Consider the following 22,591-nt stretch of genomic DNA (forward strand, 5'->3'; position numbering starts at 1 on the left):
AGAGAGCATCCGGAGGGTGAAAGGATGCAGACAGCCTGTTCCGAATACATCCCTGAGCCGCCTGCCTGAACTGAAAGTAGGGCAGGACGAAGACGCTCGTTACCGCGTAAGAGAGCCTCTATTCTGTGGTTCTCAGTGAGGAATATCCTGTGAGGGATTTTCAAATTAGAGGTGGTACCGCGAAGTTTACTTCGTCCTCTGTCTATAAGACAGGGGACTTTTTTATATCATAGGAAAGTACGCTCTATGATATAAAAAGCCCCGAGTAATTTCTAAAGTTTAAAAAAGGAGACTGAATATGGAAATTTATGAAGAGCTTGTGGCCCGTGGACTGGTCGCACAAGTAACTGACGAAAATGAAATCAAGGAACTGATCAATCATGGAAACGCCAGATTTTATATCGGGTTTGACCCCACTGCCGATTCTCTGCATGTGGGCCATTTCATGGCCCTCTGTCTGATGAAGCGCCTTCAGATGGCCGGCAACAAACCGGTCGTCCTGTTGGGCGGCGGCACAGGATATATCGGAGATCCCTCCGGAAGAAGCGATATGCGCTCCATGATGACACCGGAAACCATACAGCACAACTGTCTCTGCTTTAAAAAACAGATGGAGCGCTTTATCGAATTCGGGTCGGACAAGGCGATCATGGTAAACAACGCGGACTGGCTGCTGGATCTGAACTATATCGAGCTTCTGCGGGACGTGGGCGCCTGTTTTTCTGTCAACAATATGCTGCGCGCCGAATGCTATAAGCAAAGGATGGAAAAGGGACTGAGCTTCCTGGAATTCAACTATATGATCATGCAGGCCTACGACTTCTATCATCTGCATAAGCACTATGGCTGCAACATGCAGTTCGGCGGCGACGACCAGTGGTCCAACATGCTCGCCGGCACAGACTTGATCCGCCGGAAGACTGGAGAAGACGCCTATGCCATGACCATCACGCTCCTTATGAACTCCGAGGGAAACAAGATGGGAAAAACCGCCAAGGGCGCCGTCTGGCTGGACCCTGAAAAGACTTCTCCCTTTGAGTTTTTCCAGTATTGGAGAAATGTCGGAGACGATGATGTCCTGAAATGTATCCGGATGCTCACCTTCCTCCCCTTGGAAGAAATCGAACGGATGGAAAAATGGGAAGGGAGCCAGCTGAACGAAGCAAAAGAAATCCTCGCCTACGAACTTACAGAGCTGGTCCATGGCGCCTCTGAGGCCCAAAATGCCAGACAGGCTTCCCATGCCCTCTTTTCCAAAGGCAGCGACGATACTCATATGCCCACCACAGAAATCGACGCAGACCGGCTGGAAGATGGTTCCATCGGAATTCTGGATCTGATGCTGCTTTGCGGGCTTGCTCCCACAAAAAGCGAGGCAAGACGCCTGGTACAGCAGGGAGGCGTCTCCGTCGGCGAAGAAAAAGCTGCCCTGGACACCAGAGTGACAGAGCAGCAGCTAAAAAACGGTGTAAAAATCCGAAAAGGCAAAAAGGTATACCATAAAGCAATTCTTAAATAAATCAGGCATTTTTATCCGTCTTTGGAACGGACAAGTCGGACCTCCGGATTTCTTTTCTCACGGAAAGGACTCTGGAGGGAGATACCGACAGCTCGTCCACTCCCATTCTTAAGAATTCTTCTGTCAGCGAAATATCCGCTCCCAGCTCTCCGCAGATTCCTACCCAGCAGCCTCCTTTATGTCCGTTTTCCACGACCATCCGCAGCATCCGGAGGACGGCGGGATGATGTGCGTCATAATGCGCGTCCAGTTTGGCATTCTGCCGGTCTATGGCCAGCGTATACTGAGTGAGGTCATTGGTCCCGACACTGAAAAAATCCACCTCAGACGCCAGCAAGTCGCTGATGAGGGCGGCGGCAGGCGTCTCGATCATAATGCCCTGTTCTATATCCTTATAGGCGATATCCTCTGCCCTCAGCTCTTTTTTGACCTCTTCCACAAGCTCCTTGATTTTTCGGACCTCATCCACAGAAATGATCATAGGATACATGACCGATACATTTCCAAAGACACTTGCACGGAAAATAGCTCTCAGCTGCGTCTTGAATACCGCCGGCCGGTCCAGGCACAGCCGGATAGCGCGGTATCCCATGGCGGGATTTTCTTCTTTCTCCATATGGAAATATTCCACCTGCTTGTCCGCTCCTATATCCAAAGTCCGTATGATGACCTTTTTCCCCGCCATCATTTCCGCCACAGATTTGTATGCCTGAAACAGCTCTTCCTCTGTAGGATAATCCTCTTTTTCCAAATACAGGAATTCACTGCGGAAAAGGCCGATCCCTTCCGCGTCATTGGCGAAGACGCTGACCATATCGGATACGCTTCCGATATTGGCATACAATTGGACTTTCTTTCCGTCTTTTGTGACACTTTCTTTTCCCTTCAGCTGCTGAAGGAGCTCAGCGCTTCTTTCATCCTCTTCCATTTTTACACGCATCAGCTTCAGGATCTTCTCCCCGGGCTCCAGATACAGGGTCCCGCTGTAGCCGTCTACTATGGCCAGCTTCCCGTTCCATTCCTTCTGGATCGGGACTCCTATGAGCGCCGGTATGTTCATGGTCCTGGCCAAAATAGCCGTATGGGAATTCGCGGAGCCATACTCTGTCACAAAAGCCAGGAGCTTTTCCTTATCCATCTGAACGGTTTCACTGGGGGCCAAATCGTGCGCCGCCACTATGACCGGCTCTCCTCCCAGATATCCGGACCGTTCCTTCCCTTCCAGAACAGAAACCAGCCGCTCTGAGATATCCTTTACATCGGCGGCTCTTGCCTGGAAATAATCATCCTCCATCTCCGAAAACATTCTGGAAAAATTGTCCCCCGTGGCCGCCACCGCATACTCTGCGTTTACCTGCTGGGAATTGATGATGTTACGGACAGAGTCGTTGAAATCCTCATCCTCCAGCATCATCGCGTGCACCTCAAAAACAGCCGCATTCACTTCGCCTACTTCCTTGAGAGCTTTCTGAAACAGCCTGTCCAATTCCTTCGCCGCCTGTGCCTTGGCCGCCTCATACCGTTCAATTTCTGCCGCACAGTCTTCTACTTTTCCACGCACGACCGGATTTTCTCCCTTGGAATAGAAAAGAATCCTGCCAATGGCAATTCCTTTAACAATCGACTTTCCCGTATACCGTTCCATGGCACTCCTTTAGATCCATTACAGATTTGCTTTAAAAAATGCTTCCAGCTTCGCTGCCGCCGCCTCTTCGTCTCCGCCTTCAACCGTTACCGTTATCTCCATGCCCTTCTTTACGCCCATTCCCATCACCGCCAAAAGTCTGGTCGCCTCCGCTTTCTTTCCGCCAGCTTCCAGAAACACCTTTGAATCAAGCGACTTGGCTTCCTTCGCCAGCACTCCGGCCGGTCTTGCATGGATGCCTACCTCATCTGTGATCACATAAGTAAATGATTTCATTCCGTCTCCTTCCAGGCAGTCTGCCTTTATACATAGTTTATCAAATTTGCAGCCGATTTAAAAGTAGGATATCTCCATCGCTCCCATCTCCCACAATCGGCAGGATGCACAGGGGCTTTTGACCTCCACCGTTATTTTTCCTTCCGGGTAATATCTGGTGGTGAAAACGTATTCTCCATTGTTCAGATACAGCTCCAGTACGGAAGTATCTGCAAGGATACGCAGTTTCCCAAGTTCCGGGATTCTTGCCTGGCGCATGGTCCGCCCTGCTCCCATTTTTCTTCCGGCCTCATTTTCCAAAAAAACCATTTGAAAAACGCCGTCAGAAAACCGCAGTTCCAGGCCCTCGGAAAGTACCAGACAGAACGGCCGGCTCCCAATATCCGTGATTATCATGTCAAATGCAGTGCCTGAATCTAAAGTCCACTTTCCATCCTCCGGAATACTTTCCCTATTCCGCAGACTCTCCAATTCTTCCGCCGGCGCCTGGAGCAGACGGCCTTTTCCTGCCGTCACCTGCCTCGGAACCGTAAGAGCATGCTGCCAGCCAAAATCCGTAGTGGGATTTCCGTACTCCCGGCTGGAATCCGGCATTCCAATCCATCCGATCAGCAGCCGTCTTCCCTTTTCATCTTCAAAGGTCTGAGGCGCATAAAAGTCGAATCCCATGTCCCATTCTATAAATTGTTCCGGCAAAAGGATGTCCGGCATCTTTCGGCTCCCGGTCAGAAAATATCCGGCCTGATAGATATTCTGAAACCGAAATTTTTCTCTGGGAAGTCCCTGCGGTGAAATGGACAAGACCCATTCTCCGCCTGTGCAGAACATATCCGGACATTCCCACATGTAACCAAAAGGGGCTTCTGTGGACATTTCCCGATAAATTCTCCAGTGAAGACCGTCCCCAGAACGGTACAGCAGGATGGCTCCCCGTTCTTTTTCTCCCTTTTTCCTGCCTCCCAGGACCATATAATAGCTTCCGTCCTGCTTCCACACCTTCGGGTCCCGGATATGGCAGGTATAGTCTTCGGGATAATCCTCTCCGGTCAGAACACAGCGCTTAGATCCAAAGGTATACCCGTCTTCGCTGGTACAATAGATTGTGTTTGCTTCCCTGCCTTCCTTTATATAGTCATAGGCGCCTTCATGCTTTACATTTCCCGTATAAAATATTTTAAGCGCGCCGTCCTCTTCTGTCAGAGCAGATCCGGAATACACGCCATGACAGTCATAGGGGCTGTCCGGAAGCAGCGGGGTCCCTTCATAATTCCAGCGCAATAAATCCCTGCTGGTGTAATGTCCCCAGATCTTCAGACCTCCATTCACATCAAATGGGGAATATTGAAAAAACACATGATAGAGTCCGCGGCTCTGACACAGGCCGTTTGGATCATTGAGCCATCCGGCAGGCGGCATCAGGTGAAATTTAAGACGATAAGAGTCCTGTTCCGCCTGCGGAATCCCCGCTTCTTCTATTTTTTCCACTCCGTATTTCAGTGCCTGTCCCAATACATTCATAAACTCTGACCGCGTCCTCATATTCGTTCCAGCTCCAGAACCGGCTCCGACCGTTTCCCAGTCACGGACAGATTCGGCGCCACCGTCTGATAATCGTCTGTATTCGTCACAATGACCGGAGTAGTCAGATCGTATCCTGCTTTCCGGATTTTCTCCAAATCAAAGGTCAGAAGAACCTGTCCGGTCTTCACTTCGTCCCCCTCAGACACATGGACCTCAAAATACGTTCCGTTCAGTTCAACAGTGTTGATTCCCACATGGATCAAAAGCTCTGCGCCTCCTTTTCCGGTCAGTCCGATCGCATGACCGGTTTCATAAACGGTTTCAACCGTTCCGTCAAAGGGCGCAGTCACCGTACCTTCCTCTGGATGAACGGCAAAGCCTTTCCCGAGGACCTCCGCTGCAAATGTCTCATCCGGCACTTCCCTCATGGGTATCACCTTTCCCGACAAAGGGCTGTATACAATTTCCTTTGCCGGTCCGGCCTCTTTACCGACCATTTTCTGTACCGCCCCATCCGGAGCCTCTGAAATTTCATCCGCGGCTTTTCCTGCTTCCATCGTTTTACTTTCCCGCGCCGTTTCCGGTTTCGGTTCCTTATATAACAACCAGGAGATTCCGAAAGCCACCGCAAAGGAAACCGCCATGACAAGAGTATAAGGAATCGCATATTCGGTGGTGATCAAATAGCCGAATATACCAGTGATTCCGTAAGCCGACGCGCCGATTCCGGTAATCCCCGCCACCAGCGCTCCGCAGAATCCCCCGATGCAGCCTGCCGCGAAGCATTTCGTATAGCGCAGGTTGATTCCGAAGATAGCCGGCTCTGTGATTCCCATAAATGCAGATAAGGAAGACGGAAACGCCGTCGATTTTAATTTTTTATTTTTTGTCTTCACCGCCAGAGCAAGGGCTGCCGCGCCCTGCGCCACATTGGCCGCCGTGGCGATAGGCATCCAGGTATTTAGATTGTTGGCGCTCAGGAGCCCGGCTTCCAAAGCATTATACATATGGTGGACGCCAGCCACTACCGTCGGCGCGTAGATGGCGCCGGCCAAAGCCGACCCAATGCCGAAAGGAAGCGTGATCAGATACTGCACACCGTTTAAGACTCCCGTTTCAATCCAGGAAAACACCGGCCCAAATATGGTGAGCGTGACGTACCCGGTCACCAGGACCGTAACCAAAGGCGTCACAAAAAGGTCGATAATTTCCGGTATGATCTTATGAAGCTTTTTTTCAAGCTTGCTCATAAACCATACGGCGATCACGACCGGAATCACATGTCCTTGATATCCCACCAAACGGATATCATAAAGCCCAAACCAAGCTGCAGCCGTAGGGATTGTTTCAGCAGAAGCCACCGACCAGGCGTTTAAAAGATCCGTATGAATCATGATCATACCAATCACAGCCCCCAGATAGATGTTCCCGCCAAAGGTCTTGGCCGCACTTATTCCAATCAAAATGGGCAGAAATACAAAAGCTGCGTTGCTGAACAGATGGATAATGGTATAAGTGCCTGACTGCGCCATTGCCGGAAATATTTTACTGAGTCCTTCCAGCAATCCCATGAGAAGGCCGCTGGCGACGATGGCCGGAATAATGGGCACAAATACGTCCCCAAGGGTCTTGATCATCCGTTTCCAAGGGCTCTGCCTGGCGGAGGCCGCCTGTTTCACTTCTTCTTTGCTGGCGCCGGAAATGCCGGCGATGGAAATGAATTCTTCAAACACCTTGTTGACTGTACCCGTGCCGAAAATGACCTGAAGCTGTCCGGAGGAAAAAAACACCCCTTTCACTCCTTCTGTATTTTCGATGGCTTCTTTGTCACATTTGTCATTATCTGCTATGACTAAGCGAAGCCTTGTAGCACAATGAGCCGCTGATACGATATTATCCCTTCCGCCAATCCCGTCATAGACGCCCTGTGCCGCTTTTCTGTAATCCATAAAGACCTCCCGGTTTTTGAAACCCGCATTTTGCCGTTACCGTTCTCATATTTATTCTCGCGTATAATCCTTTATATATAGGATATTTTAAACAAAATATTGACAAATAGAGATTTACATATGAGAACGTTCTCATATTTTTATTTCATTGTAACATAATATCGCCTTTTGTAAATCAACGTTTTCTACAATTTTTTTCTTTTGAATTGTGCAGAATTGCCAAAGACAGGCGGCGCCGGCTATCCGGCGCCGAAGAAATGACGCAAGGATTCATCTGGTGCGGACCGACCCCTCTTCCACGATCTCAAAGCCCATTTTGACTTCACGGCAGACAGTCTCGCCGGACGTCAGATGCTCAATCAGCATATCCGCTGCTTCTATCCCGCTTCTTTTATAATAAAAGTGTACGGTTGTGAGCTTTGGAGTCAGCACTTTTCCCATGGCCGTATCGCCAAAGCCTGCCAGCTGTACATCCTCCGGAATCCGTTTCCCTTTCTCCCTCAAAAGGGTGATAGCTCCGGCCGCAATGGTATCCGTAGCACAAAAGACTGTGTCAATATCCGGCGCCTCCTGAAACAAGTCTTTTGCCTGCTCATAAGCTGCTTCCATACTGAAAGCCACTTCTCTGTGCCATTCCGGAGGGCAGCTGCACTGACATTTTTTAAGCGCCTCTTCAAACCCCTTTTTCCGGCTGTGTCCGGCAGCCTCATCTTTCTGTGTGACGCCCAGATATCCGACCTGCGAAGCTGAAGGAAGCATTTTATCCATGAGCTCCTTCGCCGCCCGGTAATCATCCTGATACACGCAGGAAAATCCCGGCAACCTTTGTCCCAGTATGACAACCGGAACCTTGTACTCCTTTAAAAGCTCTTTATGCTTCTTCGTGAAGACGGTTCCTATAAAGATAACGCCGTCCACTTGATTGTCTTTGAACAATGATAGATATTTTAATTCTTCCCGGATATCATTGCTGGTATTCGCCAGAATCATCATAAAACCATGACGGTTCAGCGCTTCTCCGATTCCCGCCACCATCCTGCCCACTGCGTCAGAATTTATCTTTGGGATAATCACGCCGATGAGCTTCGTCCGCTTCGTCCTGAGCATCTGGGCTTGGGCGGAAGGCTTATATCCTGTCCGTTCTATAACTTCACGTATTCGTTCTCTTTTCTCTCCGCTGACATAGCCGTCGTTCAGGTATCTGGAAACCGTCGCCCTGGAAACGCCTGCCAGCTTTGCAATTTCATTGATATTCAAGATTTTTCTCTCCTATCTTTCGTATATGATCCTTCCATCCTTTACCGTGGCGGTTATCCGGATATCCTTTATCTCCTCCGGAAGAGTCTCCAGAGGATTCTTCTCCAATACCACGAAATCTGCCCGCCTGTCCGGTTCAATGGCCCCTTTTGACCCTTCTTCAAAAATCTGGTATGCTCCGTGGACTGTCACGGCCTCCAGCGCTTCCAGGACAGATATTCTCTGATTCTCCCCCAGAACGCGGCCTTCCTTTGTCCGCCTGTTCACCGCATTATGAATGGAAAACAGAATATTTGGTTCCACCACAGGGGAATCCTGGTGGAGGGTAAATGGAATTTTCTCTTCCTCCGCCCACCGCAGAGGACTGATCACCGATGCCCGCTCCGCTCCAAGAACCGAGCTGTAATGGTAATCTCCCCAGTAATATACATGATCCAGGAAGAAGCTGGCCGTCATTCCCAGCTTCGCCATACGGGTCAGCTGCTCTCTTCTCACCGTCTGACAGTGAATCACCACCGGCCGCAGGTTTTCATTCCCGCCGCTTCCTTTCTTCGTATCCATGAGGGCGTATTCATAGCACCGCAGCATCTGTTCGATCGCTGCGTCTCCATTGGCATGGACATTGACCTGCCACCGATTCCGGATACATTTTTCAAAGAACTCCCGGACATCCTGTTCCTCCTGCACCGGCATCCCGCAGTAATCCTCCGGCTGCCCCTCCGGCACGATATGATACGGCATAGAGAGCCAGGCGGTCTTTCCCTGGGGAGAGCCGTCCAGAAAAATCTTTGCCCCTCCCAGCCTGCAGTGGGACTCATAGAGGTTTTCAGCCGGATTTTGTTTTGGCAGATATTCCTCCGCCGTCTCCGGCGCAAGGTAGATCACCACATCGCCGCGGATGGCGCCTGCCCTGCCTGCCGCCTTCAGAAGTTCCAGCTCTCCCTTCCTCACCTTTCCATCCTGCATGGTAGTGATTCCAAAGGAAGCATAATAATCCGACGCCTGTTCCAGCGCCTTCATGAGCTGAGCGGGAGACGGCCCTTTTACAACGGACGCCTTGGCAGGCGACAGGAACGCTTCTTCTTTCAGCAGTCCCGAAGCATCCACTTCTCCGCCTGCGGGCACGTCACAGCCCGGCTTGTCATAGCCATAGAGCTCCATGGCTTTTGTATTTACCGCGCAAAGATGACCGGATACATGGGTGATGGCAATGGGAATCTCCGTTGAGATCTGATCCAACTCCTGTCTGGTCAGATGCCTCTCTCCCGGAAAAACCGCGTTGTCATATCCCAGCCCCAGAAACCACTGGCCCGGCTCCAGGGTAATGGTGCGGAGAAACTTTTTTGCTTCTTCTATCAGCTGTTCCGGTGTATCGCAGTTTCCGGAAGGAGAAGGCTTGGCGTTAAAGAGGATCATGCTATACGCCACGGCGCTCAGATGAGAATGCCCGTCGATGAAACCGGGCAGAATCGTGCCGTTTCCATAGTCAAACACCTCTGCCTCCGGCGCCTCCTTCCGGAGCGCATCAAAGCTCCCCACCCGCCTGATGATGCCGTCCTCCGTCAAAATCCCATCGGGAAAAACAGCGTTCTCTGCTTCCCGGACAGACCTCCTCATATCTTCACTCATTGTCAAAACATTCCCGTGATAAATCTGTTTCATGTGCTCCTCCTTTTCCTTTCGGATCATATCCTGCAGCAGCTAAGGGTAGTATAGCCAAAAACACCAGGATTCTATCACATAGTTCTTACCTTTGAATACTTTTTAGAATCGCTTCCGTAGGCTTTTGTTCACACACCGGCAAAAGTTCCGTGCCGTCACGATTTCGGTTCACTGGCGATGCAGTGGGCCGCTTTATCCCCGCTCCGGCAGTACCGCTCACATGTCGGCAGGAAATCAGGACGATTTCCCGTCTCCGGTTCGCTCAGAAACGGAATCGGTATTTCCGTTTCTGCCTCCCTCCGCCCGAGGAACACCGGCCGCTGCCCTGCGTCGTTCACCTTTAGGCCGGCCCAGACTCTTTCTGCCGGTGCTCTGCCTGCCGCACTATTCTGAATGAGTTCCAGCTTTTCAATCCCAAAAAGAATCGGCCGTCCATACGGCCCGCGCGCATAAAGCAGCGGGCCGCGATGGACCGCACCAATAGTTTTTACAGCGAGCACGCGTTTACCACGGTGCGGAAAGAGGAACAGAAAGAAGAATCTGATTCCATCGTAAGGTGAGCGCCGCAAAGGCGTTAGCAGGATCTTCCCGGCCGCAGGGAGGCAAAAACCGTATATCATACTGGTTTTTGTTGGAATCTGACATGGAAAAATATCAATTTATCCATGTCAGTTGGAAAGGACCGACTAGAGGCCGTAAAGCTCCTGGTTACGGCTGCCAGCGAGCCGCCTGGATGGAAGCGGATCTTCTTCTGCTCCTCTGTTTCCTTTTTGTAACCTTGATTAAAAAGTATTCAAAGGTATACCCAAGGGCACCCCTTAATTCATACCCTCCGGGCAGGCGCACTTCATGCGTCATGGTATCAAACAAAAACAGCCGGGCAAGAAGCAATTTCTTCCTGCTCCGGCTGTCACACCTGATTTTACCATGTTTTTCCGTAAAACTCAAATCTTTGCCGCTATTCCAGTTCAAAGGCCCCTGTATACAGCTGGTAATACTTTCCACGTTCTTCTATCAGCTGTTCGTGGCTTCCCCGTTCTATGACTCTTCCATGCTCCAGAACCAGGATCGCATTGGAATTCTTCACGGTGGAGAGACGGTGAGCGATCACGAAGACGGTCCGTCCTTTCATCAGGCTGTCCATGCCTCTTTGGACAATGGATTCTGTCCTGGTGTCGATACTGGAAGTAGCTTCATCCAGTATCATGACCGGCGGATCGGCCACTGCTGCCCGGGCGATGGAGAGCAGCTGCCTCTGCCCCTGGGAGAGATTGGCGCCGTTTCCTGTGATCATCGTATCGTATCCATCCGGCAGACGCTCTATGAAACCGTCGGCATTGGCCAGCTTCGCGGCCCTCCGGACCTCCTCATCGGAGGCGTCCAGCCTTCCATAGCGGATGTTCTCCATGACCGTTCCTGTGAACAGGTTCGTATCCTGAAGCACGATTCCGAGGGAACGCCTTAAGTCCGTCTTCTTGATCTTGTTGATGTTGATATTGTCATACCGGATCTTTCCGTCATCGATGTCGTAGAACCGGTTGATCAGATTGGTAATCGTGGTTTTTCCGGCGCCGGTGGCGCCGACAAAAGCAATCTTCTGTCCCGGCTTCGCATAAAGGCTCACATTATGAAGGACGATCTTATTCTCCTCATATCCGAAGTCCACATCGAAAAACCTCACGTCTCCGGTCAGCCTGGTATAAGTGACTTCTCCTGTCTCATGGGGATGCCTCCAGGCCCACATGCCGTTTCGATCCGAGGTCTCTTCCACGAATTTAGCCGGTATCTGTTCCGGAAGCTCATCGCCCCCTCCTGTCCCGGCCTCTCGTACCTTCCGGTATTCTTCGGGAGCGCTTTCCTTCACCCGGATCCTGACCAGGGTCACATATCCGTCATCGGCCTCCGGTTCCTCATCAATGAGACGGAATATTCGCTCCGCTCCTGCAAGTGCCATGATTATGGCGTTTATCTGCATGGACATCTGGTTAATGGGCATAGTGAAGCTTCGAGAGAGCTGAAGGAAGGAAGCAATCGCCCCCAAGGTCAGGCCGCCGATCCCATTTACGGCCAGCAGTCCCCCAAATACAGCCAGCAGAACATACTGAAGGTTGCCCAGGTTCATTGTGATCGGAGCTAAGATATTGGCAAATGTATTGGCGCTGGACGCATTCCTGCACAGCTCATCGTTCTTTTTGTCAAATTCCTCCTTGGCCTCTTCCTCGTGGCAGAACACCTTGATGACCTTCTGTCCGCTTACCATCTCTTCAATATAACCGTTGACGTCTCCGAGAGATTTCTGCTGTCTTATGAAAAATGATGCGCTTTTCCCCGCCACCTTTTTAGAAACCAGTATCAGACAGGTGATGGTCACCAGGATGAATAAGGTCAGATAGACGCTTGTGTACAGCATGGCACAGAAAACCATGACAATGGTCATACAGGAAGACAAAAGCTGCGGGAAGCTCTGAGATACCATCTGCCTCAGCGTATCAATGTCGTTGGTATAATGACTCATTACATCCCCGAAGGTATGGGTGTCAAAATACCGGATCGGCAGCGTCTGCATATGGGCGAACATTTTATCCCGGATGCGCTTCTGAACCCCCTGAGAGATCCCGGCCATCAGCCAGTTATAAAAGAAAGTAGACACCACGCCCGCCGCATATATAAAAGCCATGGTCAGAATGGCCCGCACCAGTCCGTCAAAGACAGGCGCCGCCTCCAGAAGGAGCGGTTCAATATAATTGTCGATCAGGATCTGTAAAAACAGTGAGCCCGCCACATTTGCCATCGTACTCAGAAAAATGCAGATAAGGACCAGCGCGAATTGAATCTTATTCTGTCCTGCGATATAGCCGAACAGCCGTTTCGCGGTTTTCACATTCAGCTTATTGTTATTCATCGCTGCGCCCTCCTTTCACCTGAGATTCATATACTTCTCTGTAAATATTATCTTTTTCTATCAGTTCCTCATGAGTGCCGAACCCATGGACCGTTCCTCCATCCATGACTATGATCTTGTCGGCGTCTTCTACGGAAGAAATCCTCTGGGCGATAATAAATTTCGTCGTGTCCGGAATTTCCTCCCGGAAAGCCTTACGGATGAGCGCGTCGGTCTTTGTATCCACCGCGCTGGTGGAGTCATCCAGAATCAGAATCTTCGGCTTTTTGAGAAGGGCGCGGGCGATGCAAAGCCTCTGTCTCTGTCCGCCGGAGACGTTGGAGCCTCCCTGCTCAATATAGGTATCATAGCCGTCAGGAAATTCCCGTATAAAATCGTCGGCCTGGGCCAGTCTGCAGGCATGAATGACTTCCTCATCCGACGCTTCCGGATTCCCCCAGCGGAGGTTTTCTTTTATGGTGCCGGAAAACAATACGTTTTTCTGGAGAACCATCGCCACTTCATTTCGCAAAGTCTCAATATCGTACTCCCTCACGTCGCGGCCTCCCACTTCCACAGAACCGACGGTCGCATCGTAAAGCCTTGGTATTAACTGGACCAGAGAACTCTTGGCCGACCCGGTCCCTCCGATGATGCCAACCGTTTCTCCTGAACAGATTTCCAAATTTATATCCTTCAGGCAGAGCTTTGCCGGATTTTTCGTATAGCTGAAGGATACTCCCTTAAAGGAGACTGCTCCATTTTCCACTTCTTTAAGAGGTAAGGACGGATTCTGAAGGTCGCTCTCCTCATCCAGAATCTCCACGATACGCTCGGCGACGCTTTGGAAATGATCATCATGACAAAGAAATTGGACAGCATCATCAGACTCATCAGAATCTGCATGGCATACGAGATCAGGCTCATCAGCTGCCCTGTCGTCATTCCTCCAGCCATCCCGCGGCTTCCCACTATCATGCGGGCTCCCATCCAGGACAGCAGCAGCATACAAGTATAAACGCTTATCTGCATAAGGGGCATATTAAAGGCCACAATGCGTTCTGCCTTCGTAAAGTCCTTGTAAATGCTGCGGGACACTTCCCCGAATTTCTCCTGCTCATGCTCTTCCCGCACAAAAGATTTGACCACGCGGATGCCGTGAAGATTTTCCTGTACCACAGTATTCAGCTTGTCATAAGTCCGAAAGGTTCGTTCAAACAGCGGGTGGGCATATTTCACGATGACAAAGAGCCCCGCGCCCAAAAACGGAATGATGCACACATAGATCATCGTCAGCTTAGGACTGATCCCAAACGCCATGAACAAGGCAAAGATGAGGAGGATTGGACTTCTCACCGCCATACGAATCATCATCTGAAAGGCATTCTGCACATTGGTCACATCCGTTGTCAGCCTCGTAACGATACTGGCGGTGGAAAATTTATCAATATTGGCAAAAGAATATTCCTGCACCTTATAATACATATCATGGCGCAGGTTCCTGGCAAAACCGGCCGATGCCCTGGCGGCATGCCTGCCGGCCAGCGCTCCAAAGGTCAAAGAAGCCACACAGCAGATCACCAGCAGGCCCCCAATTTGTAAGATGGAGCTTATACTTCCTCTGTCGATGCCGTTATCTATAAGTCTGGCCATCAGAAGCGGGATGACTACTTCCAGCGCTCCCTCTCCCACAATGAATGTCGGGGCCAGGATAGAATCCTTCTTATATTGTCTGATACATTTCGCAAGTCGTTTTATCATTCTGTCTCCCTCATTTCCTGTTTATTCTTTCTTTTCCGGCCTCTCGGCACTGCTTAGATTCCTCTGTACCTTATCCAGCACCTGCAGGAGAATCCGGATTTCTTCCTCGGACAGTCCCCTGGATACCTGTCTCTCCACCTCGTCGATTTCTCTGGAAATAGATTCATGAATGGATATTGCTTTCTCCGTCATCACGATCCGTTTAAGCCTTGCATCATAATCCACCGGCTCCCGATAGATCAGCCCGTTTTTTTCCATCAGCTGCAGCAATCCCGTAGCAGATGAACGCCGGATATCAAACCGTTTTTCGATGTCCTTTTGGAACATGTCCTCATCCTTATGCTCATAAAGATACCGAAGGATCCAGCCATGGGTCCCGGTCACCTGCTTCGCATACTTGACCGACGCGGTATTCCCAATATGCCGGTTCACCAGTTTCGCAGCCTGCTTTATTTCAAACCCGATGTGTTCCATCCTCCACTGCTCTTCCTTATTTCGATCTGTGTCTTGTTCTTCCTTACCACTCTTCATTTATATTTTCCTCTTCTATCATATGGCGAATCCTCCCAATAGTTCTGTGCCTAATTGTTCTATCCCGAACAATATTAGCATACACTTTTTTTATTGTCAATCCCTGATTATTATTTCTATATTTTCCTGTCACATCCGGACTGCCAGCACCACACTGACTATGATTCCCACGAAGGTGGCCAAAAGCGCCCCAGGAAGCGTGTGCCGGGTCTTTTTGATCTTCACGCTCATAAAATACACACTCATGGTATAAAAAACGGTCTCCGTACAGCTTAAGATTATGGATACCATTCTTCCGGAAAGGGAATCCGGCCCGAACTCCTTGAAGATATCCAGGGCGAGGCCCGTTGCTGCCGAAGAGGAGAAAAGCTTCACCAGAATCACTGGAAGCACCTGGGAAGGGAGAAAAGAAGGGGAAATGATCTTTGACAAAAGGACCGCCAGCGTATCAAGAAAACCGGAAGCCCGGAGAACGCCGGTGCCGATCATTAACCCTACCAGCGTAGGAAGAATCCCCGCCACAGTTTTAAGACCGTCCTTTGCCCCCCGGATAAAATCCTCGAAAATAGGCCTGCCCGCAAGCAGCCCCTGAACTGCAATATAGCACACCACCATGGGGATGAGCAGATTGGAAAAATAAATCATAAAAAGAACTCCCGCACACCATTTCTACATGGTATGCGGGAGCCCGCCTCAGTCATTCCTGTTTAAGCCGTTGTCCGTCAGGATAACCGTTCCCGCCGGTACCTTTTTTATAACGGGAGACAGTCCACGGCAGCTTTTTCAATTCTGATCCCTGTCTTATATGTCTCCATAAATGCCTCAAAGCCTTGGGTGTCTGCCGGGTCCGGAGACATACGCACTTTGTCCTTCCCGGAGAATACCTTTTTGTCCAGATAATCTTCCAGGCTTTCCCCTTCCTCTTTCTGAACCAGGTAGGCCGCCAGAAGAGCGATTCCCCAGGCTCCTCCTTCACCGGCCGTCTCCATCACAGATATATCTGTGTTCATGGCAGCCGCCAAAATTCTCTGTCCCACTCCTTTGGTCTTAAAAAGACCACCGTGGGCCAGAACCTCATCCACCTTGACCTGTTCGCTCTGGAACAGGATATCCAGCCCTATCTTCAAAGCTCCCAGGGAAGAATACAGATGCGTCCTCATAAAATTAGCCAGACTGAATTTACTTTCCGGAGTCCGAACGAATAAGGGCCTTCCCTCTAAAAGACCGGTGATATTCTCCCCTGACAGATAGCCGTAGGAAAGAAGGCCTCCGCAGTCGCTGTCCCCTTCCAGCGCCTTATGATACAGAGCAGAATAAATCTTTGTCATGTCCGTTTCGGCTCCCATGCATTCCGCGAATTCCCGGAACAATCCAACCCAGGCGTTCAGATCCGAGGTGCAGTTGTTGGCATGCACCATGGCGACCAGATTTCCGGAGGGCGTCGTCACTAAGTCTATTTCCGGATATACCTTTTTCAGCTCCTTTTCCAGTACGATCATGGAAAAAACAGAGGTTCCCGCAGATACGTTTCCGGTGCGCTTCGCCACACTGTTGGTAGCCGTCATTCCGGTGCCTGCGTCGCCCTCGGGAGGACACAGCGGAATTCCTGCTGAAAGCTCCCCACTGGGATCCAGAAGCCTGGCTCCCTCCTCTGTGAGGACTCCCGCCGCCTCCCCGGCAAGGCGTATCTGCGGCAAAATATCCTCAAGCTTCCACGGAAGCTTCTGTTCCTCCGCAAGACGGTCAAAGGCCGCCATCATCGTCCTGTCATATTCCTTTTTTTCCGTATCGATCGGGAACATGCCTGAGGCGTCTCCGATGCCCAGCACCCGCTCTCCCGACAGCCTCCAGTGGACATATCCGGCTAAGGTCGTAATAAAATCGATTTTCTCCACATGGGCTTCCCCATTCAGCATCGCCTGATACAGGTGAGCGATGCTCCATCTTTGGGGTATATTGTAGTGAAACAGCTCCGTAAGCTTTTCTGCGGCCTCTCCCGTATTGCTGTTCCTCCAGGTGCGGAACGGCACCATGAGATTCCCCTGACCGTCAAAGGCCATATAGCCGTGCATCATGGCGCTGAAGCCGACAGCCCCCACCGACCGGAGAGTTTCTCCATATTGGTCCTTTACTTCATCCGCCATCTTCCGATAACAGTCCTGAAGCCCCGTCCAGATATCCTCCAGCGTGTAGGTCCAAAACCCGTCCGTATAGCGGTTCTCCCAGTCATGACTTCCCGATGCCAGAGGCGTATGATCCTTCCCGATCAGCACTGCCTTGATCCTGGTCGATCCAAATTCAATGCCCAGGATCGTTTTCCCGCTTACGATCTCTTCCTTTACCATGTTCCGATTCTCCGTCATATGCGTACCCTCTCCCAACTTTTGATTTTCCTATTCGGTCTGCCTTTTTTATGGCTTCCCACTGACCCCAGTGTACCATATTTTTAAGGTTTTGTATAGAAAGCTCCGCTTGAGAAGCCGGAAGGCCATTTTAAAATTCTCTCAGCACAAGGTCCGTTTCCCCTGGATTCATGGCGGCCTCCACTCGCAGGACCTTTGGATGACCCCGGAATTCCTTCCGCACCATCTCCTTCAAAGACGTCCCGTTATGGTAGCCGTGTATGACCCGGATGCGGTAAATGTCGCCGCCTGCCCGCTTTAGTCTGCCTGCGATCAGGTTCTTTGCCTGGAAACGATTCATGCCATGGATGTCTACCTCCACGATTCCCATTGAAAGCCCCGCCATATCTATGTCTTCCTCCTCTGTTTCGTTTTCTCAGTCCTTTTTAAACGCTACGACCAGAAGCTTTTTGGAGTACGCCTTAACCTCTTCCCACGGCGTATCTTTAAATTCCTCCCGTTTCTTGCCGTACATCAGCACCGGAGCGATGGCGCTGTACAGAATAGAGCGTCTTGCCAGATGGCTTCCGCGGCTTTCCAGGACGCCGTCTCTTTGCCCTGCTTCCAAAAGAGTATTCATGACCCTGACCGCAGTATCGTCTCCGCAGCACGTCTCCCTGTGAAGCCGCATCAATTCTCCCTTCAGACTCTCCGGCATTTTATCCCCGCTTATGAAATCGATCATCAATATGGACTGAGCTGCCGGAGAACGCACCCATTCCAAGACCATATCCCATTTTTGATCGAAGTTCTCCGCCTTTTCTACTCTTTCACAGAGAGCGGAGACCTCCTGTCCGATGGACCAGATCACGGCTTCAGCGATCAGCTGATCCTTCGTGCGAAAATATTCATAGATCGTACCCTTCGGAATACCGGACGCCTCGGAGATCTCTCCCATACGGATCAGCCCTAAATCCTTCCCTCCGACGTAGATATTCCAGACACTGCCATAGATGGCCTCTTTTTTACCGGACAATTCCTTTTCATTAGTCATCCAATACCACCAGCTCTTCTTCCTTGATGACCCGCATTTCCCTGCGGTTGAAAATATCATACAGCACCGGTACCACGAAAAGCGTCATAAGCGTCGCGTAAGTGAGCCCGCCGATGGTGACGATCGCCACAGGCTGCATCATTTCAGCTCCGGTCCCCACTCCGATTGCCATGGTCATAAGACCGAGGATCGTCGTGACAGCCGTCATCAAAATAGGACGCATACGGGTAACGCCGGCCTCTACGATGGCCTTCCTCTTATCGGTCCCCTCTTTTCTCAGCTGATTGATGTAATCCACCAGCACGATGCCGTTGTTTACGATGATTCCTGCCAGCATGACAAATCCTATCATCGCAATGACGCTGACCTCTTTTCCGGTCAGGAACAGACCCAGGAAACCGCCTGTAAACGCCAGAGGAATCGTGAACATAACGATAAAGGGCGACAGCAGGGACTGGAACTGGGCTACCATGATCAAATAAATGAAAGCGACGGCAATAAGCAGCATCTTAATCAGCTGGCCCATGGCCTCCATGATGGTCTCATTTTCACCCGCGAACACCAGGCTGCAGCCATCGGGAAGCTGGAAATCCTCAAACTCTTTTTCTACTTCCCGGCTCACGATGCCTACATTGTAGCCGTCGGCCACCTGGCCGCTCACAGTCACATAACGTCTCTGGCTCTCTCTGTTAATGGAAGAAAGGCTTTGTGCGTCTTCTACCGTCGCAATGTCCTTGAGTGCGATCTCTTTCTCTGTTCCATCCATGCCGGTCACTGTGAATATATAGTTCCGGATGTCTTCCGTAGTCATATTTTCCATTGAAGCGTCGTCCACGATCACCGGATAATCGCCTGAATTCTCCGTAAGCTCCGTCGCCTCGCTGCTGGATTTCAAAGCTTTCTGCAGATCCATATAAGCCTGGGCGACCGTAACGCCCTGAAGCATGGCCTTTTCCTTATCTATCACGATACGAAGCTCAGGAGTCGGATCTATGATCCCGTCATCCACCTCTGTGATACCCTCTATAGACGCCAGTTTTTCGGCCGCCGACTTGGCCGCCTCCTGGAGCGCGTCCAAATCCTGTCCTTCGATTTTCATGGTTACGCCGGAGCCTCCCAGGGCGCTCATGTCCATGGAAGAGCCGCTTGCGGTGACCTCACAGTCCAGATCTGCACAGGCTTCTTCAATCTTTCCCGCGATTTTCTGACTGGACACCGTCTTTCCCTCTTCGAGGATCGCATATATGGAAACACTCTCCGAAGAACTCCCGCCTGACATGGAGGACATCATCCCGCCTCCTCCCATCATGGCCCCGACTGTTTCCACGCCATCCACAGACATGATCCGTTCAATCACTTCATCCGCCATTTCTTTGGTATCTTCCGTACCGGAGCCCTCCGGCATGGAGAGGGAAACGGAAATCTGTGTGCTGTCCATGGCAGGCATATAGGCGGTGCCTCGGCTCATGCTCGCGATCACACTGAACACCAGCATTCCGACAGCCGCAAGAAGCGTCACCACACGGTGTCTAAGACACCAGCTCACGGCTTTTTCATATCCCTTCAGCATAAAATCAAACCATTTGTGGGACTTTTCCTTCTGCTTTTTCAGCATCCCGGAAGCCATGGCGGGCACCAGCGTCACGGCCACGATCAGGCTGGCCGCCAGCGAGTAGGTGATCGTCAGCGCCATATCCGTAAACAGCTGCCTGGTCATTCCCTTAATAAATACGATCGGCAGGAACACACTGACTGTCGTGAGCGTGGAAGAGGTGATAGCCCCCGCCACCTGTACGGTACCGCTGACCGCCGCCTGTATCGCAGAGGCTCCTTTATTTCTCAGCCGGTAAATATTTTCGATGACTACCACGGAATTGTCCACCAGCATTCCCACGCCCACCGCAAGACCAGAAAGAGAAATCATATTCAGCGTAACGCCGGAAAAATACATCAGTACGATGGCAAAGATCACACTGATAGGGATGGAGCAGGCAATGATGATCGTCGGCCTCAGATCCTTCAGGAAGAACAGAAGGATGAGAATGGCGAGGATCGCTCCGTACAGAAGATTGCTGAGCACCGAATCCACCACCAGATGGATATAATCCCCCTGGTTTGACAGCATGGTAAAATGCAGCCCGTCATGGCTGTTCTCCAGCTCCTCAAATTTCTTCTGGACAGCCTCCGCCACATCCGCGGTAGCATAAGTCGGCTGTTTTTCTATGGAAAGCACCACACCGTCATTTCCGTTTATTTTCGCGTAAATATCCGCGCTGTTGTCGCTTTTATAGACATCCGCCACGTCCGACAGGCGGACCGGCTCCATTCCTTCCACATCCGGGTCAAAGAGGACCAGATTTTTAAGCTCCTCCACATCCTCCAGCTTATTCCCCACCCGGACCAGGTACTGTATGCCGTCCTCTGTCACATAGCCGGCCGGCATGGAGAAGTTCTGCGCTGTCAGAATCTGGGATATCATGTCTGCCGTCAGTTTATCGGTCACATCTGCGGCATCAAGGGCGCTTTCCTTGGATGATTCAAAAGTCTCCCGCTGTTCATCCAGCTCCTTTTCTCCGTCCTCCAACTGCCGTTTTGCCTCTGCCAGCTGTGACTCCGCCTCATATTTGGTCATCCCGGCTTCCTGCGCCTTAGCGATCAAGGTGTCTTTCGCTGAAGTCAGCTGCTCCCTGGTAGAAGCCAATTGCTTCTTCCCTGCCCGGAGCGCCTGGATTCCCTCCAGGGCCGATGTGATCTGGGCCGCCGTTCCTTCCTTCTTTATTTTATCAATCTGAGCGACGGCCGCTTCCGCTTCTGTCTTCTTCGAAACCAGCGCTTCTCTCTGGGAGGTCAGATCTGCTTCTGCGGCGGTGAGCTCCGCCAGCTTTGAACGGTACAGATCGACGCCGGCTTTCAACGCCGCCGCTTCTGCGGCCGTCTCCGCATACCCGGGAGTATCCTCCGGAATCAGCAGATTGCCGTCGTCATCGATGATTCCCTGGGCTTTCATGGCCTCAAAGCCCTCTCTGGCCGCCTTTAGATCCGGCTGTTCCTCCAGAACCGCCTTACCGTCCTTTACCTGTTCCAGCCCATTGTCTATCTGCGAAATCCCCGCCTCCAGCTGGGTGAGTCCATCCCTTATGGAAGCTTCCTGAGAAAGAAGGCTGTTAATCTGTTCCAAGGATGAGGTAAGTCCCGCTTCCATCTCATCTATGCTCTGATATCCCGCCTGGGAAAGAGCTTCGCTTTCCTTGGAAGCCAGCTCCTTCTCCGCATTTTCCAGAGCGATCTCCCCCTGGAGGATCTGCATTCTGGCCTCACTGAGCGCCTGGTCCGCCTGTACCATCCCGCTCTGGAACTGGGACGTCTGGCTCTCCAGCTGAGCCTTTCCCTCTGAAATCTTATCCTCCGCTTCGTTGAGCGCATCCTCCGCCTCGGACAAAGAATCGGATATGGAGGATTTCAGACGGTCATTGACCTTTTCCACCTGGTCATCCCGGATGACGACGTTCACCTGCTCCTCCAGAAGGCCCGACGCGCTGACGCTGGCCACGCCGTCGACCCCCTCCAGGGCTGGCTGGACCGTCTCTTCCACATACTTGGAGATATCGGCCACTCCCATATCGTCCGCATCCACAGAAGCAACTACGATGGGAAGCATATCCGGATTGATCTTCATTATGATAGGTGAAGAAACCGTATCATCCCAATAGCCTTCGATCTGGTCCAGCTTCTCCCTCACGTCCACCGTTATGGAATCCATGTCCACGTCATCGTTGAACTCTAAAATCACGAGAGATACATTCTCGCTGGATGTGGAACTCACTTCCTTTATGTTGTTAAGGGTTGCCATGGACTGCTCCACCGGTTTCGTCACAGTCGTTTCCACTTCCTCCGGACTCGCTCCGGGATACGTGGTCACTACCACCGCATAGGGCAGGTTGATGCTGGGCAAAAGATCCGGCGTCATCTCTGTAAAAGACACCACCCCCAGAATCAAGATCAGCACCACGGCCACAAAAACCGTCATGGGCTTCTTCACACTGAATTTCGCAATCATCGTCCAATCCTCCTGATGTTTGTTTCTGCTGAAATAAAAAAGCCGACCGGCTAGTCGGTCGGCTTCCCTGAAACAAATTATATGCTCCAATCCAGTGAAAGTCAATTTCTCAAATTATCAAATTTCTATAAATTTT

General features: G+C 51.1%; 15 protein-coding genes, 1 pseudogene and 1 other annotated feature (1 of these 17 running past the window's edge). Of the genes and pseudogenes, 1 reads left to right on the plus strand and 15 read right to left on the minus strand.

Translation table 11 applies throughout. The features are described from left to right. Positions 1-202 (plus strand) — a binding site (T-box leader); it begins 43 nt to the left of the window's first position. Between the two features lie 96 nt (positions 203-298). Beyond that, the gene (gene tyrS, locus H9Q78_RS03680; protein ID WP_249303654.1) at positions 299-1,519 is read left to right on the plus strand and encodes a tyrosine--tRNA ligase; all 1,221 of its coding nucleotides are present in this window, start codon (positions 299-301) and stop codon (positions 1,517-1,519) included. A gap of 1 nt (position 1,520) precedes the next feature. On the opposite strand, the gene ptsP is transcribed toward tyrS, so the two are convergent. From ptsP to H9Q78_RS03755, 15 genes and pseudogenes are all read right to left on the minus strand, one after another. Continuing rightward, complete coding sequence (ptsP, locus tag H9Q78_RS03685; protein ID WP_249303655.1) at positions 1,521-3,164, minus strand: phosphoenolpyruvate--protein phosphotransferase; 1,644 nt, start codon at positions 3,162-3,164, stop codon at positions 1,521-1,523. 18 nt (positions 3,165-3,182) lie between these two features. Next, the gene (locus H9Q78_RS03690; protein WP_249303657.1) at positions 3,183-3,440 is read right to left on the minus strand and encodes an HPr family phosphocarrier protein; all 258 of its coding nucleotides are present in this window, start codon (positions 3,438-3,440) and stop codon (positions 3,183-3,185) included. Positions 3,441-3,497: 57 nt separating this feature from the next. Further along, the gene (locus H9Q78_RS03695; protein WP_249303658.1) at positions 3,498-4,958 is read right to left on the minus strand and encodes a glycoside hydrolase family 32 protein; all 1,461 of its coding nucleotides are present in this window, start codon (positions 4,956-4,958) and stop codon (positions 3,498-3,500) included. Between the two features lie 17 nt (positions 4,959-4,975). Then, a complete protein-coding gene (locus H9Q78_RS03700; RefSeq protein ID WP_249303660.1) occupies positions 4,976-6,910 on the minus strand; it encodes a PTS beta-glucoside transporter subunit IIBCA in 1,935 nt (644 codons plus the stop codon). A 270-nt stretch (positions 6,911-7,180) separates the two neighbouring features. Beyond that, positions 7,181-8,167: a LacI family DNA-binding transcriptional regulator gene (locus tag H9Q78_RS03705; protein ID WP_249303661.1), complete on the minus strand. Its 987-nt coding sequence runs from the start codon at positions 8,165-8,167 to the stop codon at positions 7,181-7,183. 12 nt (positions 8,168-8,179) lie between these two features. Beyond that, a complete protein-coding gene (locus tag H9Q78_RS03710) occupies positions 8,180-9,829 on the minus strand; it encodes an amidohydrolase (RefSeq protein WP_249303662.1) in 1,650 nt (549 codons plus the stop codon). 155 nt (positions 9,830-9,984) lie between these two features. Then, positions 9,985-10,329 (minus strand): hypothetical protein, encoded by a 345-nt coding sequence (locus H9Q78_RS03715; protein WP_249303663.1) that lies wholly within the window; start codon positions 10,327-10,329, stop codon positions 9,985-9,987. A 458-nt stretch (positions 10,330-10,787) separates the two neighbouring features. Then, a complete protein-coding gene (locus tag H9Q78_RS03720) occupies positions 10,788-12,731 on the minus strand; it encodes an ABC transporter ATP-binding protein (RefSeq protein ID WP_249303664.1) in 1,944 nt (647 codons plus the stop codon). Further along, positions 12,724-14,471, minus strand: a pseudogene (locus tag H9Q78_RS14565) (ABC transporter ATP-binding protein). The gene H9Q78_RS03720 and the pseudogene H9Q78_RS14565 overlap by 8 nt, the downstream one beginning before the upstream one ends. 21 nt (positions 14,472-14,492) lie before the next feature. After that, positions 14,493-15,002, minus strand: coding sequence for a MarR family winged helix-turn-helix transcriptional regulator (locus tag H9Q78_RS03730; protein WP_249303665.1), 510 nt, complete (start codon positions 15,000-15,002; stop codon positions 14,493-14,495). A gap of 129 nt (positions 15,003-15,131) precedes the next feature. Beyond that, on the minus strand, positions 15,132-15,647 hold the full coding sequence (locus H9Q78_RS03735; RefSeq protein WP_147597053.1) for a spore maturation protein: 516 nt from the start codon (positions 15,645-15,647) through the stop codon (positions 15,132-15,134). A 107-nt stretch (positions 15,648-15,754) separates the two neighbouring features. Then, entirely contained in the window at positions 15,755-17,365 is a 1,611-nt protein-coding gene (locus tag H9Q78_RS03740; RefSeq protein WP_249303666.1) for a xylulokinase, read from the minus strand. A 130-nt stretch (positions 17,366-17,495) separates the two neighbouring features. Beyond that, a complete protein-coding gene (locus H9Q78_RS03745) occupies positions 17,496-17,750 on the minus strand; it encodes a Smr/MutS family protein (RefSeq protein WP_249303667.1) in 255 nt (84 codons plus the stop codon). A 30-nt stretch (positions 17,751-17,780) separates the two neighbouring features. Beyond that, on the minus strand, positions 17,781-18,398 hold the full coding sequence (locus tag H9Q78_RS03750) for a TetR/AcrR family transcriptional regulator (protein ID WP_249303668.1): 618 nt from the start codon (positions 18,396-18,398) through the stop codon (positions 17,781-17,783). Then, positions 18,391-22,455, minus strand: a complete 4,065-nt coding sequence (locus H9Q78_RS03755) for an efflux RND transporter permease subunit (RefSeq protein ID WP_249303669.1) — start codon at positions 22,453-22,455, stop codon at positions 18,391-18,393. The genes H9Q78_RS03750 and H9Q78_RS03755 overlap by 8 nt, the downstream gene beginning before the upstream one ends. Between the last annotated feature and the right edge of the window lie 136 nt (positions 22,456-22,591).

The sequence above is a fragment of the Qiania dongpingensis genome (assembly GCF_014337195.1).
Lineage (GTDB): Bacteria > Bacillota > Clostridia > Lachnospirales > Lachnospiraceae > Lientehia > Lientehia dongpingensis.